Raw genomic sequence first — 14881 nt, forward strand, 5'->3', positions numbered from 1 at the left:
ACGGACGAGCCTCCGCCCGGCGTTCCGGGCGGGGGCTCGATGGCTGTTCACCGCCTCTCACGGTTCCGCGGCGCGGGATTATCGTGGACAGCAGAGGCCCCCAAAAGGGGCATGATTCACAAATTAGACGGGCGGGTGGCCGTGATGGTCGAGGAGCTCGTGACAGCGGCAGTCGTGGCACTCTGCTGTGCCGCGGTATACCTCCTGGCCGCGGCGCGCGTGGTCAAGCAGTACGAGCGCGGGGTCGTCCTCCGGCTCGGGCGGCTGGTGCCACAGGTGCGGGAGCCGGGATTCACCATGATCGTCCCGCTGGTGGACCGGCTGAACAAGGTGAACATGCAGATCATCACCATGCCGGTGCCGGGGCAGGAAGGCATCACCCGGGACAACGTGACGGTGCGGGTCGACGCCGTCGTCTACTTCAAGGTCGTCGACGCCGCCGACGCGGTCGTCCAGGTCGAGGACTACCGCTTCGCCGTGTCCCAGATGGCGCAGACCTCACTGCGCTCCATCATCGGCAAGAGCGAGCTGGACGATCTGCTGTCCAACCGGGAGAAGCTCAACCAGGGCCTGGAGCTGATGATCGACAGCCCCGCCCTCGGCTGGGGGGTGACCGTGGACCGGGTCGAGATCAAGGACGTGTCGCTCCCCGAGACCATGAAGCGGTCCATGGCCCGGCAGGCGGAGGCCGACCGTGAGCGGCGGGCCCGGGTCATCAACGCGGACGCCGAGCTGCAGGCCTCGAAGAAGCTGGCGGAGGCGGCGCAGCAGATGGCGGCCACTCCGTCCGCGCTCCAACTGCGGCTGCTCCAGACGGTGGTGGCGGTGGCCGCGGAGAAGAACTCCACGCTGGTGCTGCCCTTCCCCGTGGAACTGCTGAGGTTCCTGGAGCGGGCCCAGCAGGGGCCGTACGCCCCGCAGCAAGGGGTCGAGGCGGCGCCGCGGACCCCGGTGGCCGCGTCCGGGCCGGTTCCCGACGGTGCTTCCGACTCCGCTTCCGGTCCCGCGACCGGTCCGGTTGCCGGTTCCGCGCCCGCGGAGACGCCGGCCGCCGCGCCGACCGCAGCATCCGGTGCCGGTGCCGGTGCCGGTGCCGGTGCCGGTGCCGGGGCCGGCGTCGAAGTCGGTGCTGCCGCCGGTGCTGCTTCCGCTGCCGAGCCCGGGGCCGCTTCTCCGGCGGCGGCCGGAGCCGGACGGGAGACCGCCGAGGCGTCCGGCTCCCCGGCCGACGCGGCCGCACTCGCCGCCGACGATCTCCGCTCCGGCGGCCGGCCGGAGGCCCCCGCCAACGGCGACGGTTCGGCGGCCGGGCCGCCCGTGGCCGGGGTGCCGTGACGTGCCGTGACGCCACAGGTGTGAGGTGGTGAGGTCCTGACCGGGGCGGATGGCCCGCCCCGGTCAGGCGTGCGACGGGGGTGTTGAGGCCGGTGGCCGGTGGCCGGCGGACTGTGGCCGGTCGGTGGTCCGGGGGATGGTCCGGTACGGGTGTGGGGAGGGTGGGGCGGTCCTGCGCGGGTATGGGGGATGGCCCTACGCGGGTATGGGGGCGGTCCTGCGCGGGCATGGCGGTCCGCGGGCTGATCACGTTCCGGTTCGGTCGGTCGGCCGGTCACGTTCCGGTTCGGCAGGCCGGCCGTTCCGGATCCCGTTCCGTGTGCCGCCCTCCGTTCCGTCTGTCCCCGCTCCGCGGGCTGAGGTCGCCGACGGCGGGGTGCCGGCGGCGGTTTCCCGGCAGGGGTTTCCGGCGGCTCCCGCACCGCAACGGTCCGCTGTCATGGCCGGGTGCGGTGCGTCGGCCGACGTGCGGCGGCCGCCGTCCGTCGTCTCCATGGCGGACATAGCGTCGCAATGCCTCCCGGGCTGGACGCCGCCCTTGTGGCTTCGTACACACGATCGGAGCCCGACCTTGTGTGTCGGTGGGGGACCTGGGCATACTCGGCGCGCCAATTGGCATGGACGCGGCTCCTTTTCGGTGGGCCCGTCCTCGTCTGTACGTATGTGCCAGGTGTGCGTGATGTGCACCCTCCGGGCCGCATGCTCCCCACGGCAGGCCCAACCCCCCACTGGAGGTCTTGACTTGAAGCACCGACGGATCACCAAGCGGCGCACCGCGATTGCGGGCGCGGCGGCGGCAGCCGTCGTCGGCGCGGCGTTCACCCTGCAGAGCGCCACCGCCACCCCCGCTCCGCCCCGGGCCGCGGACCTGCTGTCGGCGCCGGCCGCCGCGAAGCTGGCCTCCTCCGTCACGTCCGATCTGCGGGGCGACACCGCGGGCGCGTACTACGACACCGAGGCCAGGAAGCTCGTGGTCAACGTCGTGGACAAGGCCGCCGCGGACAAGGTCCGGGAGAAGGGCGCGGTCGCGAAGGTCGTCCAGCACACGCTGGCCGAGCTCAAGGAAGCGCGGACGACGCTGTCCGACAAGGCGACCATTCCCGGTACGTCGTGGTCCGTCGACCCGCGGAAGAACAAGATCGTCGTCACCGCGGACCGGACCGTCAAGGGTGGCAAGCTCCGCAAGCTCGACACGGTGCTGGACAGCCTGGGCAGCAAGGTCGCGCTGCAGCGGACCTCCGGTGAGTACCGGCCCTTCGTCGCCGGCGGCGACGCGATCACCAGCGGCGGCGGTCGCTGCTCGCTCGGCTTCAACGTGACGGTCGGCGGCGAGCCCGCCTTCATCACCGCGGGGCACTGCGGCAAGAAGGGCAGCGAGTGGTCGGCCGACGGTGCCGCGATCGGCGCCATGGAGGACTCGCAGTTCCCGGGCAACGACTTCGCACTTGTGAAGTACTCGGGCGACGCCGAGCACCCCAGCGCGGTGAACCTCTACAACGGCAGCACTCAGAAGATCACCAAGGCGGCCGAGGCGACCGTCGGTCAGAAGGTGAAGCGCAGCGGCTCCACCACCCAGGTGCACGGCGGCGAGGTGACCGGCCTCAACGAGACCGTCAACTACTCGGAGGGCACCGTCGAGGGGCTCATCAAGACCAATGTCTGCGCCGAGCCGGGCGACAGCGGCGGCGCGCTGTTCGCCGGTTCGTCGGCGGTCGGTCTGACCTCGGGCGGAAGCGGTGACTGCTCCGCCGGTGGCACCACGTTCTTCCAGCCGGTGCCGGAGGCGCTGGAGGAGTTCGGCGCCGAGATCGGCTGACGCCGAGCGGGTCCGCCCCGCAGGTGATGCGGGCCGCAGGCCCCGGGTACGTCCGACGTACCCGGGGCCTGCGCTGTTGCGTCCGGGCCCCCCACGGCCCCGGTCGCTGCCGGCCGGCGCCCCCACAGCACCGGTCGGCTCAGCGGCCCCCCGGATGTTCTCCGGGTCCTGCAGGAGGGTTTCCCTCCCGGCGGGGAGGATGCGCTCTCCCGTGCGGGCAGGGAATCACTCCCTCCTGGTCAGAAGGCGAAGACGTTCCCCTGGGTCGTCCCCTCCATCACGCACTGGTTGGCGAAGGTCTGCGACCAGGAGACGCGACGGCCGTTCCAGACCCCGTCCGCGGTGACCGTGACCGGGTCGTAGATCCTGGTGCACACGGTGCCCGGCGCCGGGGGCTGGGTCAGCGCGGAGAACTCGCCGTTCACGGCGCGGAGCTGGGAGCACGCCTCGGCCGCGGCCGGGTGGTCCCCGCCGGGCCTGGGGGTGCAGCGCAGCACGACGGCCCGCTGCACGGCCGCGGTCGCCGCGTCCTCGCCCTTGCCGATGGTGAGTACCAGAGCCGACGGTGCGTAGAGGCTGCTCTGGCCCTGGCTGTCGGCGTGAGCCACGGCGGTCGTGCTCGCCAGACAGCCGACGGCCAGGGCGGCGGCCGCCCCCAACGCCCCAATGGTGTAGCGCATTTCGAAGGCTCCTTCTGTTCGCGGGTGCAGATGCCGGACGGGAGTCTTGCTCATGCGAACGGTGAACGCACACCGAGCGGTCACTTCTGGTCGCCGCACCGGAACACACTGTGCCCGAATGTATATTCGGGCAGGTCGGAGTGGGTGTGAGGGCATCGAAGATGTGTCCGGCATGTGGACGAAAATTCCCGCTTGAAGCAAAAACTTCCGCCTGACCTGCGCAAACGCTGTGCAACGTTCCTGGCTTGTCGCGTCACCTCGGCTGGAAAGTGCCGTTCGACTCCGGCGTGTCGCCGGGCTTCCGGGGAAGCGGCTCGACTCGCCCCGGGCATATGTCCGCAATCGGGCCGGTCTCCGGGGCGTCCCGGGGGTGCCGAGTGCGGAGTGGTGGGTGCGGATCGCGCCGCCCCGCCCTGTTCACCAGGGGGTGTGCGGTGTTCACCGGCCGGCCGGGCGGCGCTCCGGTGGGCCGTCCGTATCGATCGTACGAATGTTCGATCCTTGGTCTATGGTGGAGGCCGGGGAGACAGAAAAGTTCCGGCCAGGGGGTGTACGAGCTCAGGAGGTGCGGGTGTCCGGGTTCACGCATCTGCACACCGTCTCCGGTTTCTCCATGCGGTACGGGGCCACTCACCCGGAGCGGCTCGCCGAGTGCGCCGCCGAGCGGGGCATGGACGCCCTCGCGCTGACCGACCGGGACACCCTCGCCGGCGCGGTCCGGTTCGCCAAGGCGTGCGCCCGGGCCGGTGTGCGGCCGCTGTTCGGCGCCGCACTGGCCGTACGGGGACAGGCGCCGGACGGTTCCGGGCGCACGCCCGGCCGCACGCCCCCGGGGCGGCGGAACCCGGTGCGCGGCGGCGCCTTCCTCGACGAGTCCGCGCCCCGGGCGGTCTTCCTCGCCCGGGACGGCGCCACCGGCTGGGCCGGGCTGTGCCGCCTGGTCTCGGCCGCCCACGCGGGCGACGCCGGACAGCCCCTCCTGGACCGGTCCGACCTGGAGAGGTCCGCGGACAGCGGGCTGACCGTGCTGCTCGGCCCCGGCTCCGACGTCGGCCGGGCCCTCGCCGAGGGCCGCCCCGACCGGGCCGCACGGCTGCTCGCCCCCTGGCGGGATCTGTACGGCGGCGCGCTCCGGCTGGAGGCCGTGCACCACGGGCGCGGGGGCACCGGGCCGGGGTCGCTGCGGCTCGCCGCCCGTACCGTCGGCTTCGCCGCCGACCAGGGCGTGCCGGCCGTCCTGAGCAACGCCGTCCGCTACGCCGACCCCGGGCAGGGCCCGGTCGCCGATGTGCTGGACGCCGCCCGCCTCCTCGTCCCCGTCGACCCGCGCCGGCCCGACCGGCTCGACAGTGGCGAACGCTGGCTCAAGGACGAACGGGACATGGCGCGCGCCGCCGAGCGGATCGCGGAGGCCGCGGGCTTCCGCCGGGACGCGGCGCACCGCCTCCTGGAGGAGACCCGGCGGACCGCCGCCGCGTGCCGCGTCGACCCCGAGGACGACCTCGGCATCGGCACCGTGCACTTCCCCGAGCCACGTCTGGTGGGGGCGGAGCGGCGCACCGCCGACCGCGCCCTGCACAGCCGGTGCGCCGCCGCGATGGTGCTGCGCGGCTACGACCGCGAACGGCGGCGCTGGGAGCGGCTGCACGAGGAACTGGCCATCATCGGACACCACGGCTTCGCCTCGTACTTCCTCACCGTCGCCCGGGTCGTCGACGACACCCGCGCGCTCGGCATCCGCGTCGCCGCCCGCGGCTCCGGCGCCGGATCGCTGGTCAACCACCTCCTCGGCATCGCGCACGCCGACCCCGTCGAGCACCACCTGCTGATGGAGCGCTTCCTGTCGCGGGAGCGGCGGGTGCTGCCCGACATCGACATCGACGTCGAGTCCGCCCGGCGCCTCGACGTCTACCGCGCGATCTTCGACCGCTTCGGGGCGGAGCGGGTCGCCACCGTCGCCATGCCGGAGACCTACCGGGTGCGGCACGCGATCCGGGCCGTGGGCGCGGCCCTCGGCATGGACCCGGCCGAGACCGACCGGCTCGCCAAGGCCTTCCCGCACATCCGCGCCCGCGACGCCCGTGCCGCCCTCGCCGAACTGCCGGAGCTGCGCGCGGTCGCCGCGGAGGGGGACCGCTACGGACGGCTGTGGGAGCTGGTGGAGGCGCTGGACGGACTGCCCCGCGGGATCGCCATGCACCCCTGCGGAGTGCTCCTGTCCGACGCCTCGCTGCACGACCGCACCCCCGTCGTCGCCAGCGGTGACGGCTTCCCGATGGCGCAGTTCGACAAGGACGACGTCGAGGACCTGGGGCTGCTCAAACTGGATGTGCTCGGGGTGCGGATGCAGTCCGCGATGGCGCACGCGGTGGCCGAGATCGCACGGGCCACCGGGCGGGGGCCGGATCTGGACGACCCCGCGCAGGTACCGCCGGGCGACCCCGCGACCTACGACCTGATCCGCTCCACCGAGACCCTCGGCTGCTTCCAGATCGAGTCCCCGGGGCAGCGCGATCTGATCGGACGGCTCCAGCCCGCCACCTTCCACGATCTCGTCGTCGACATCTCGCTCTTCCGGCCCGGCCCGGTCGCCGCCGACATGGTGCGCCCCTTCATCGAGGCGCGGCACGGACGGCGGGTGCCGCGGTGCCCGCACCCCGACCTGGCGGAAGCGCTCCGCGAGACCTACGGGGTGGTCGTCTTCCACGAGCAGATCATCGAGATCCTGTCGGTCATGACCGGCTGCGGCCCGGGCCGCGCCGACGAGGCCCGCCGCGCGCTGTCCGACACCGAGCGGCAGGGGCGGGTGCGGGCCTGGTTCGCGGCGGAGGCCGCGGCCCGGGGGTACGCGCCGGAGGTGGTGGAGCGCACCTGGGAGATCGTCGAGGCGTTCGGCTCGTACGGCTTCTGCAAGGCGCACGCCGTGGCCTTCGCCGTGCCGACCTACCAGTCGGCCTGGCTGAAAGCCCACCATCCGGCGGCCTTCTACGCGGGACTGCTCACCCACGACCCCGGGATGTACCCGAAGCGGCTGCTGCTCGCGGACGCGCGGCGGCGCGGGGTGCCGATCCTGCCCCTGGAGGTGAACCGGTCGGCCGCCGACTATCGAATCGAACTGGAGTCCGGTGGAAAGTGGGGCATTCGCCTCGCGCTCTCCGAAGTGCACGGCATCAGCGAGGCCGAGACGGAGCGGATCGCGTCCGGCCGTCCGTACACCTCGCTCCAGGATCTCTGGCACCGGGCCCGCCCGGGGCGGCCGGTCGCCGAACGGCTCGCCCAGGTGGGCGCGCTGGACGCGTTCGGGAACAACCGGCGCGACCTGCTCCTGCACATCGCCGAACTCCACCGGCACCAGCGCGGCACCACCGCCCGCGCCGGACAGCTCCCGCTGGACGCGGACGCCCGGCCCGCCCTCGCGGAACCGGCCGGACTGCCCGACCTCGACGCGGGCGAACGCCTCGGCGCCGAACTGGGCGTGCTCGGCATGGACACCTCCCGGCACCTCATGGGCGACCACGCCGCCTTCCTGGAGGAGTTGGGGGTGATTCCGGCCAAGCGGCTGCGCGCCGCCCGGCACGGCGAGACGGTGCTCGTCGCCGGTGCCAAGGCCGCCACCCAGACCCCGCCGATCCGCTCCGGCCGGAGGGTCGTCTTCACCACCCTCGACGACGGCACGGGCCTGGTCGACCTGGCCTTCTTCGACGACAGCCACGCGGCCTGCGCCCACACCGTCTTCCACTCCTGGCTGCTCCTCGTCCGCGGCACGGTCCAGCGGCGCGGACCGCGCAGCCTCAGCGTCGTCGGGGCGGCGGCGTGGAACCTCGCGGAGCTCGCGGAACTGCGCCGCGAGGGCGGTCTGGACGCGGTCGCGGCGCGGCTGACGTCCGGCGCGCCGGAGGGCCCGGGGGAGCCGGGAGGTCCGGGGGAGCGGTCCGACGGCGGGCCCGGCGCGGAGCCGGAGCCCGGGGCGCCCGCCGGCTCCGCGGACGGCCGCCGCATCCACCTGTCCACCGGCTACGCCATGCACCCCTGGGCGGACCTCCGCCCCGCGGGCGACCCGGCCGCCACCGGCCGCAAACTGTGGCACTCCAGCCCGGGGAGCGCGGGCCGATGACGTCCCCCACCCCTCGGAAGGCGCCCCCGGCTCCTCGGGAGGCGGACCCGACCCCTCGGAAGGCACCCCCGGCTTCCGGGAGCGGGCCCCGGGCTCTCCGGAACACGGCCCCGGCTTCCGGGAGCGGGCCGTCGACGCTGTACGTGCGGTTCCGGACCGCGGGGACGGAGACGGCCCCCGGCGAGGAGACCTATCCGGAACTCCTCGGGCTGCTCGCCGAGTTCAGCCCCGTGATCGAGGCCCTCCCGCCCGACGCGGCACTCGTCGACGTCCGTGGCGCGCTGCGCTACTTCGGCCGGGACGCCGTCGGGATCGCCGGCCTCGTCCGGGTCCGGGCGCTCGCCCGGCACGGTGTGGACTGCACCGTCGGGGTCGCGGGCAACCCCCTGCTGGCCCGCCTGGCCGCCCTCGACCCCGCGTCCGCCGGCGCGATCCGTACCGTCCCCGACGACCCCGGCGCGATGGCCGCCTACCTCGCGCCCCGGCCGGTCACCGCACTCCACGGGGTCGGCCCGGCCACCGCCCGCACCCTCGGCGCGTACGGCCTGGACAGCATCGGCCGGATCGCCGCCACCCCGCCGGCCACCCTCCAGCGCATCCTCGGCGCGAGCGCCGGGCGCCGGGTGTACGACCGCGCGCACGGCATCGATCCCACCCCCGTCTCCTCGGCTCCGGGGCACGGGCCGGCAGGCGCCCCGACGCGCTCGGTCGGTGCCGAACAGCGCTTCGACCACGACGAGCTGGGTGCGGACCTCAGGCGCCGGGCGCTGCTCGCGCTCGCCGCCGACCTCGGCTTCCGGATGCGGGCCGACAGCCGGGTGGCCCGCGCGCTCACGCTCACCGTCCGCTACGCCGACCGCTCCACGACGACCCGCACCCGGGCGCTGCCCGAGCCGACCGCCCACACCCCGGCCCTGGCCGCCACCGCCTACGCGCTGCACGACGCGCTGGGCCTGCAGCGGGCCCGGGTCCGGGCGGTCTCCCTGCGGGCGGAGGACCTGACCGGCCCCGAACGCTCCGGCCGGCAGCTCACCTTCGACCGGCAGGCGGCCAACGCATGGCTCCTGGAACCGGTCCTCGACCGCGCCAATATGCGCTGGCCCGGGGCGGTCCGGCCGGCGGCCCTGGCGGACCCGCCCCGCCGTACCGCGTGACCGGCGGGCAGTGCCGTCGCGCTCGTGCACGGCGCCGTTCCCCACGGCCTTCCGTATCGGCGGGCGGACAGGTCAGAGCGTGAGCCCGAGCCCGAACGCGGGGAAGAGTTCGGCGTCGAAGGTGGTGATCTCCGCGATGGCGCCGCCCTCGACCCGCAGCACGTCGAGTTTGAACGCCCGGTGGCCGGATGCGCCCTCCGCGCGCAGGTAACCGGCCGCCGCCGGCGAGCGGTTGGCCCCGGTCGGCAGCAGCTTCCAGTCGCCGGGCTCCTGCGGGCCGAAGGTCTGCTCGAAGAGCGGGGCGAGCGCTGCCCGGCCCTCGTAGGACCACGGGCGGGGCAGTGTCGTGACCCGTACGTCCTCCCGCAGCAGCGCGGTCAGGGCGGCGGTGTCGGCCCGTTCGTGGGCGTCGACGTAGCGCCGGAGCAGCTCCGCCTCCGTGTCCACCTCTGCCTCCGCTTTCCCCTCCGCCGCGTCCTCGCGTCCGGCCGCGGAGCCCGGGTCGTCCCGGTGCGGCGGCCGGTGCTCCCGGAGGGTCGCCCGGGCGCGCTGCAGCGCGCTGCCGGCCGCCGTCGCGGTGGTACCGAGCAGTGCCGCGGTCTCCTCGGCCGGCCGCCCGAGCACATCGCGCAGGACCAGTGCGGCCCGCTGCCGGGGCGGCAGGAGCTGGAGGGCCGCGAGGAAGGAGAGTTCGATCGTCTCCCGGGTGACGGCCGCGGGCCCCGGTCCGCCTCCGCGGGGCGCGGCCTGGTCCAGCAGCCGGTCGGGATAGGGCTGAACCCAGGGCACCTCCGCGATGGAGTGCAGCGCCGGCGGCCTCCGCTTGTGCCGCAGCGCGTCGTGGCAGACCGCCGTCGCGATCCGGTACAGCAGGGTCCGGAACTCCGGTTCCCGCGACGCCGGATCCCCCTCGGCGCTCGTCGCCTGCCGCCGTGCCCGCAGCAGCGTCTCCTGCACGAGGTCCTCGGCCTCCTCGAACGAGCCGAGCATGCGGTAGCAGTGGATGTGCAGCTCACGGTGGTGCCGCTCGGCGAGCAGGGCGAACGCCGCCCGGTCGCCGCCCGGCGTCGCACCCCCCGGTGCGGCATGGGGCGGCGCCGTACCGGACGGCGCGTCCCCGGGGCGGCTGCCGGGGCCGGGCTCACGGTGACCGGATTCAGGACGGCCGGGCTCATGGTGGCCGGACTCATGACGCCCGGATTCATGGCGCCCGGGCTCATGGTGGCCGGGGGCGGACTCGCGGTGGCCGGGGGTGGGCTCGTGGTGGGGCACGGACGGGCTCTCCCGTTCCGGATCGGATGGGCCCCTGCACAGTAGAACGCGCGGGGCGGCGGGAACCGACCGGCGCGCGGCAGGGCATCCGGCTGTTGTCCGCCACGCGTTCCCCGGTGGTCCTCACGTGTCCGCGACCCACGGCCCGTTGTGCGTCGTCCGGTCACGGGCCGGCGACCGCACACCTCCGCACCGGACCGTCGGCACCCCCCGGCCCTGTGCCCGCGGGGGCCGGCCGCGGGTGCGGAAGCCGTTCCGTGCTTGTGGAGCCCCGGGCCGTGCTTCTGGGGCGTTCGCGGGCTGTTCGGAAGCCGTTCCGTATACCCGCCGCCCCCGCTCCGGCGCGGCGGGTGGGGCGGAGCGCTGCTCCTGAGGCGAATTATGAAGAGTGCATGACATTCTCTTTGCCCCCGCGTGACTGGCCAGATGTGCTACTCGTCCGTAATTTGACATGAGCACAGCTTTCTTGTGATCCGGATCACAGGGTTCACGGTCACCCCACCCCGTGTCGCCCCCGCGAGGAGATCACATGAAGCTGCCCTGGAAGCGAGCTCTGCAACTGCTTCCCGCCCTCCTGCTCACCGCCGCACTCACCGCCACCCCGGCGGTGGCGGACGACGGCACCGCTGCCCGTACCACCTCCAGCGGCTGGAACGACTTCTCCTGCCGGCCGTCCGCGGCCCATCCCCGTCCGGTCGTGCTGGTGCACGGCACGCTCGGCAACTCCATCGACAACTGGCTCGGCCTCGCCCCCTACCTGGTGCAGCGCGGTTACTGCGTCTTCTCCCTGGACTACGGCCAACTGCCCGGCGTCCCCTTCTTCCACGGCCTCGGCCCCATCGAGGCGTCGGCCCGTCAGCTCTCCGCCTATGTGGACCGTGTCCTCGCGGCCACCGGCGCCGCCGAGGCGGACCTGGTGGGCCACAGCCAGGGCGGGATGATGCCGCGTCATTACCTGAAGTTCCTCGGCGGCGCGGAGAAGGTGAACGCCCTGATCGGGCTGGCGCCCGACAACCACGGCACCACCCTGAACGGACTGACCTGGCTCCTGGACCAGTTCCCCGGAGCGAAGGACGCCATCGGCCGGTCGGCCCCCGGCCTCACCGACCAGGTGGCGGGGTCGGACTTCCTGACCAGGCTCAACGAGGGCGGTGACACGGTGCCCGGCGTCCGGTACACGGTGATCGCGACCAAGTACGACGAAGTCGTCACGCCGTACCGGTCCGCCTTCCTGTCCGGGCCCGACGTGCGCAACGTCGTGCTCCAGGACCTCTGTGCCGTCGACCTGTCCGAGCATGTGGCGATCGGCCTCCTCGACCGGATCGCCTTCCACGAGACCGCCAACGCCCTCGACCCGGCCCACGCCACGCGGACGAACTGTCTGTCGGTCTTCAGCTGACCCACGCGCGGTCTTCGGCCGCCCCACGCGCGACGGCCCCCGGCACGCGACGGTCTTGAGAGCCGTCGTGCGTCGGGGGCCTTTTCCCGCCCCGTCACGGTGCTGCCGCCCCCCAGGGGGAGGAGGGGCGGCAGCCCGGCCCACTGGAGCGGTGGTACGGAGTCCTGGAGCGGTGGTACCCGGTTGCGCGGATCAGCCGCGGCGGTGGGCGGCCTTGCGGCGGGTGGCGAACACGACCGAGGCGCCGAGCGCGAGGACCGCCGCGCCGCCCATCGCGAGGGGAGCGGTGCTGCTGTCCCCACCGGTCTGCGCGAGGTGCTCCTCGTCGACCGGCTGGTTGATGGCGCCCTTCGCCACGGGGGCGTTGCCCGCCGGGGCGTCCTCGCCGGTGGCCGCGGTGCCGGCCGCATCGGCGCCGCGTGCGGACGAGCCGCGTGCGGACGAGGAAGTCTCGGCGCCGTTCTCCGGCCGGGTGCCGTGGTCGTGTTCGGTACCGGATCCGGTCGCCGTGCCGTGGCCGGTGTCACCGCCGTGCCCGCCGGCTCCGTGGCCGTTGTGGTCCACGGTGGACCTGGCGGCGCCGGCCTCGATCTGCTGGTCGCTCGGCCCGCTCGCCGTCGCAGCGGCGGAGCGGACTCCGCTCCCCTTGCCGAACACCACGTCGGAGCAGGTGTAGAAGGCCTCCGGGCTGTCCGACCGCTGCCAGACGCTGTAGATCAGGTGCCGTCCGGTCCGCTTCGGCACCTTGCCGCTGAAGACGTACTCGCCGTTCACCAGCTTGGGGTCGCTCACCTTCGCGAAGGGCTTCGCCTCCAGGGCGGACCACGTGAGCGGCTTCTTCGGGTTGTAGCCGCTCCTGGTCAGGTAGAGCGCGAACGAACCCTTGTGGGGCGCCGTGGCCTTGTAGCGGAAGGTGTGCTTGCCGGCGGACATCCGGGAGGACGGCCAGTCGGCCCGCGGCAGGTCGAGGCCCCGGTACTTGTCGCGGCCGGCGCTGCACAGCTTGCCGTCGGGGATGATGCTCCGGTGCTTCCCGGCGGCGTCCGCGATGTTCACCTCGTTCCAGTCGTACAGCGGCTGGGTCCCGCCCGCCGCGACAGCCGCCTTGCAGGCAGCCGACTTGGGGCTCTCCGGACCCTCGGCGAAACAGGCGGACACCCGACTGACGGGGTCGGTCATGGAACCGTGCGCGGCCGCAGTCCCGGCGGCCGGCCCGGCGAGCGCGAGCGGCGCGAAGCCGATGGCGACGAGCCGGGCGGCCTGACGACGTGCGGTCATGTGGGGTGCTCCTTCAGGGTGTTCGGGGGGAACTGCGGGCGGGGCCGGCCGGCGGTTCCGCCCCCCGAATCCGGCGGCACCGACAGCCGGAACCCCGCCCCGGCGATCAGCACGCTAGACCGGCTGAGCGGCGAAAACCGCCCTGAGGAGGGGGAGAAGGGGATCGTTATGGTCCGCTTAAGGGGAGGCTAAGCGGGGGCTCAGCCAGGGGGCATCGGCGGGGGTGGTGGGGTGTGGGAGGGGGGTGTGGTGGCCTTTCCGGAACGGGGGGCGTGAGCGGTCTCCGGATCCGGACCGGGAGGTGCGGACGGGGCTGTCGGGCCGGCCTGCAGCAGTCGATGGGACGGGCCGAACCCGTGGCGCGACTAAGCCGGAATCGCTCGCTCGCTCGAGTGCACCGTGATCCGCTCCAGCCCGAGGGAGCGTCCGAGTGCCAGGACCACGTCGATGAGTCGGCCCCCGAGTCCCCCGTTGCGTTCCTCGGGGACCACGTACACACACTGGATGTCGCCCGACGCACGCCGGGGCGCCAAGGGGGTGGGGACGCCTCGCACGATCGCCAGCCACGCCATCCCGATGAGTGCGTCGCCCCGGAGCATCACCGTGCAACGGTGGGAGCCCGCGTTCTCCGCTGCCCACGTCGCGAAGGTGCGCACGAAGACGTCCCGTACGACGGCGGGTGTGCCCTGGTTCTCCTGGAACCACTGCCAACGAAGCCCGGCCACGGCGTGCAATTCCTCGGGCCGTACCGGACGAATCTCGATATCGGTCATGCCGTCATCGTCGGTCCTGAACCGACCGGACGGTGACGGGTTGGGTGATGCGGCGTGAGGAGCGACCGTCACGGGCACGCGTTCCGGCCCGTCCGCAGGGGATTGCCTCCGGCGCAGCTGCGGGTGCCGGCGCGGAGCGGCCATGGCCGGCTCGCGACGGCGGCGCCGCCACACGTTCAGGCCAGCGGCCCCGCGATGGCCCGCAGGGCGGCCATGTGGCGTCGGTAGACGGTCAGTCCCTCCTCGGTCAGCGAGAGCCAGGTGCGCGGTCGGCGGCCGACCTGTCCCTTCTCCACCGCGACCCAGCCCGCCTCCTCCAGTGCCGAGGCCTGCTTCGAGAGGGCGGAGTCGGTGATCTCGACCAGGTCCCGCACATAGCCGAACTCGGCCTTGTCCACGGCGGCCAGCGCGGCGACCACCGACAGCCGCACCGGCGAGGCGAGCAGCGGTGCGAGCGCATGGCGCGGGTGCGGGCCGTCCCCATGCGGGCTGTCCCCATGCGGGCCGTCGGCCTGCCGCCCGTTGCCCCGCTGTCCGTTCCCGTGCTGTTCGATTCGGCGCTGTCCGTTCCCGCGGCGCGCGGAGGAGGTGCCCGGCGTCGTCTCCCGTGTCACGCCGGACGCCTCGTCCGCCACGCGCCCCACGCGGGCGGCAGGGCACAGGCCACCGCGGCCATCGCGACGAAGGGAGGGCCGGGCTCCAGGACGGTGAATGCCAGGACGATGCTGCCGGTGTAGGCCACGGTCCAGGCGCCGATGACACCGAGGTGCCTGCGGGTGTGGCCACGGGGCACGGTCCGCTGCCGTGCGGCGTGGACGGAGAGCGCCGTGACGAGCGCGGCGCTCGCCCCGCTGCAGGTCAGGGCTCCCACCGGCCCACGCCACAGGAACAGGGTGGGTACGAAGATCAACTGCCACCCCGCGAACACCCACAGATAGGTCGCGTACCAGCCGCTGTGGGCCCGCGCGGCCCGCTCCATCCGTGCGGCACTTTCCAGTGCCGCGCCGGCCTCCACCGCTCCGGACATGGTCGTCCCCCTGTTTCGTCGGCATCGGTCTCC

The 14881-nt window shown here is 73.8% G+C and carries 11 protein-coding genes; 5 read left to right on the forward strand and 6 right to left on the reverse strand.

What is annotated here, in order from left to right; all coding sequences use genetic code 11:
• Positions 1-144: 144 nt before the first annotated feature.
• Both ABT112_RS09750 and ABT112_RS09755 read left to right on the forward strand, forming a co-directional pair.
• Positions 145-1335: a slipin family protein gene (locus ABT112_RS09750; RefSeq protein WP_351507621.1), complete on the forward strand. Its 1191-nt coding sequence runs from the start codon at positions 145-147 to the stop codon at positions 1333-1335.
• Between the two features lie 742 nt (positions 1336-2077).
• Positions 2078-3151 (forward strand): S1 family peptidase, encoded by a 1074-nt coding sequence (locus tag ABT112_RS09755; protein ID WP_351507468.1) that lies wholly within the window; start codon positions 2078-2080, stop codon positions 3149-3151.
• Between the two features lie 239 nt (positions 3152-3390).
• On the opposite strand, the gene ABT112_RS09760 is transcribed toward ABT112_RS09755, so the two are convergent.
• A complete protein-coding gene (locus ABT112_RS09760; RefSeq protein ID WP_351507470.1) occupies positions 3391-3831 on the reverse strand; it encodes a subtilase-type protease inhibitor in 441 nt (146 codons plus the stop codon).
• Between the two features lie 571 nt (positions 3832-4402).
• Between ABT112_RS09760 and ABT112_RS09765 the strand changes: the two genes are divergently transcribed.
• Together ABT112_RS09765 and ABT112_RS09770 are read left to right on the forward strand one after the other, a co-directional pair.
• Positions 4403-7945 (forward strand): DNA polymerase III subunit alpha, encoded by a 3543-nt coding sequence (locus ABT112_RS09765; protein WP_351507472.1) that lies wholly within the window; start codon positions 4403-4405, stop codon positions 7943-7945.
• Complete coding sequence (locus ABT112_RS09770; RefSeq protein ID WP_502975300.1) at positions 7942-9099, forward strand: DNA polymerase Y family protein; 1158 nt, start codon at positions 7942-7944, stop codon at positions 9097-9099. The genes ABT112_RS09765 and ABT112_RS09770 overlap by 4 nt, the downstream gene beginning before the upstream one ends.
• Before the next feature lie 72 nt (positions 9100-9171).
• Here the strand turns inward: ABT112_RS09770 and ABT112_RS09775 are convergent, their stop codons facing one another.
• Positions 9172-10371, reverse strand: coding sequence for an RNA polymerase subunit sigma-70 (locus tag ABT112_RS09775; protein ID WP_351507477.1), 1200 nt, complete (start codon positions 10369-10371; stop codon positions 9172-9174).
• A gap of 529 nt (positions 10372-10900) precedes the next feature.
• Between ABT112_RS09775 and ABT112_RS09780 the strand changes: the two genes are divergently transcribed.
• Entirely contained in the window at positions 10901-11770 is an 870-nt protein-coding gene (locus ABT112_RS09780; RefSeq protein ID WP_351507479.1) for an esterase/lipase family protein, read from the forward strand.
• Between the two features lie 192 nt (positions 11771-11962).
• Here ABT112_RS09780 and ABT112_RS09785 read toward each other — a convergent pair whose 3' ends face one another.
• From ABT112_RS09785 to ABT112_RS09800, 4 genes are all read right to left on the reverse strand, one after another.
• Complete coding sequence (locus ABT112_RS09785; protein WP_351507481.1) at positions 11963-13048, reverse strand: lytic polysaccharide monooxygenase; 1086 nt, start codon at positions 13046-13048, stop codon at positions 11963-11965.
• 365 nt (positions 13049-13413) lie between these two features.
• Entirely contained in the window at positions 13414-13821 is a 408-nt protein-coding gene (locus ABT112_RS09790) for a GNAT family N-acetyltransferase (protein ID WP_351507483.1), read from the reverse strand.
• A 176-nt stretch (positions 13822-13997) separates the two neighbouring features.
• Positions 13998-14435: a winged helix-turn-helix domain-containing protein gene (locus tag ABT112_RS09795; RefSeq protein WP_351507485.1), complete on the reverse strand. Its 438-nt coding sequence runs from the start codon at positions 14433-14435 to the stop codon at positions 13998-14000.
• Positions 14432-14848 (reverse strand): hypothetical protein, encoded by a 417-nt coding sequence (locus ABT112_RS09800; RefSeq protein ID WP_351507487.1) that lies wholly within the window; start codon positions 14846-14848, stop codon positions 14432-14434. Before ABT112_RS09800 ends, ABT112_RS09795 begins: the two co-directional genes overlap by 4 nt.
• Positions 14849-14881 lie beyond the last annotated feature (33 nt).

Source organism: Streptomyces sp. NPDC002055, assembly GCF_040296705.1.
Taxonomy (GTDB): Bacteria; Actinomycetota; Actinomycetes; order Streptomycetales; family Streptomycetaceae; genus Streptomyces.

What these genes read in the sequence shown, in the direction of transcription:
- ABT112_RS09785 (WP_351507481.1), bottom strand. Translation starts at nt 13,048, where the DNA reads ATGACCGCACGTCGTCAGGCCGCCCGGCTCGTCGCCATCGGCTTCGCG.
- ABT112_RS09770 (WP_502975300.1), top strand. Translation starts at nt 7,942, where the DNA reads ATGACGTCCCCCACCCCTCGGAAGGCGCCCCCGGCTCCTCGGGAGGCG.
- ABT112_RS09780 (WP_351507479.1), top strand. Translation starts at nt 10,901, where the DNA reads ATGAAGCTGCCCTGGAAGCGAGCTCTGCAACTGCTTCCCGCCCTCCTG.
- ABT112_RS09800 (WP_351507487.1), bottom strand. Translation starts at nt 14,848, where the DNA reads ATGTCCGGAGCGGTGGAGGCCGGCGCGGCACTGGAAAGTGCCGCACGG.
- ABT112_RS09750 (WP_351507621.1), top strand. Translation starts at nt 145, where the DNA reads ATGGTCGAGGAGCTCGTGACAGCGGCAGTCGTGGCACTCTGCTGTGCC.
- ABT112_RS09760 (WP_351507470.1), bottom strand. Translation starts at nt 3,831, where the DNA reads ATGCGCTACACCATTGGGGCGTTGGGGGCGGCCGCCGCCCTGGCCGTC.
- ABT112_RS09790 (WP_351507483.1), bottom strand. Translation starts at nt 13,821, where the DNA reads ATGACCGATATCGAGATTCGTCCGGTACGGCCCGAGGAATTGCACGCC.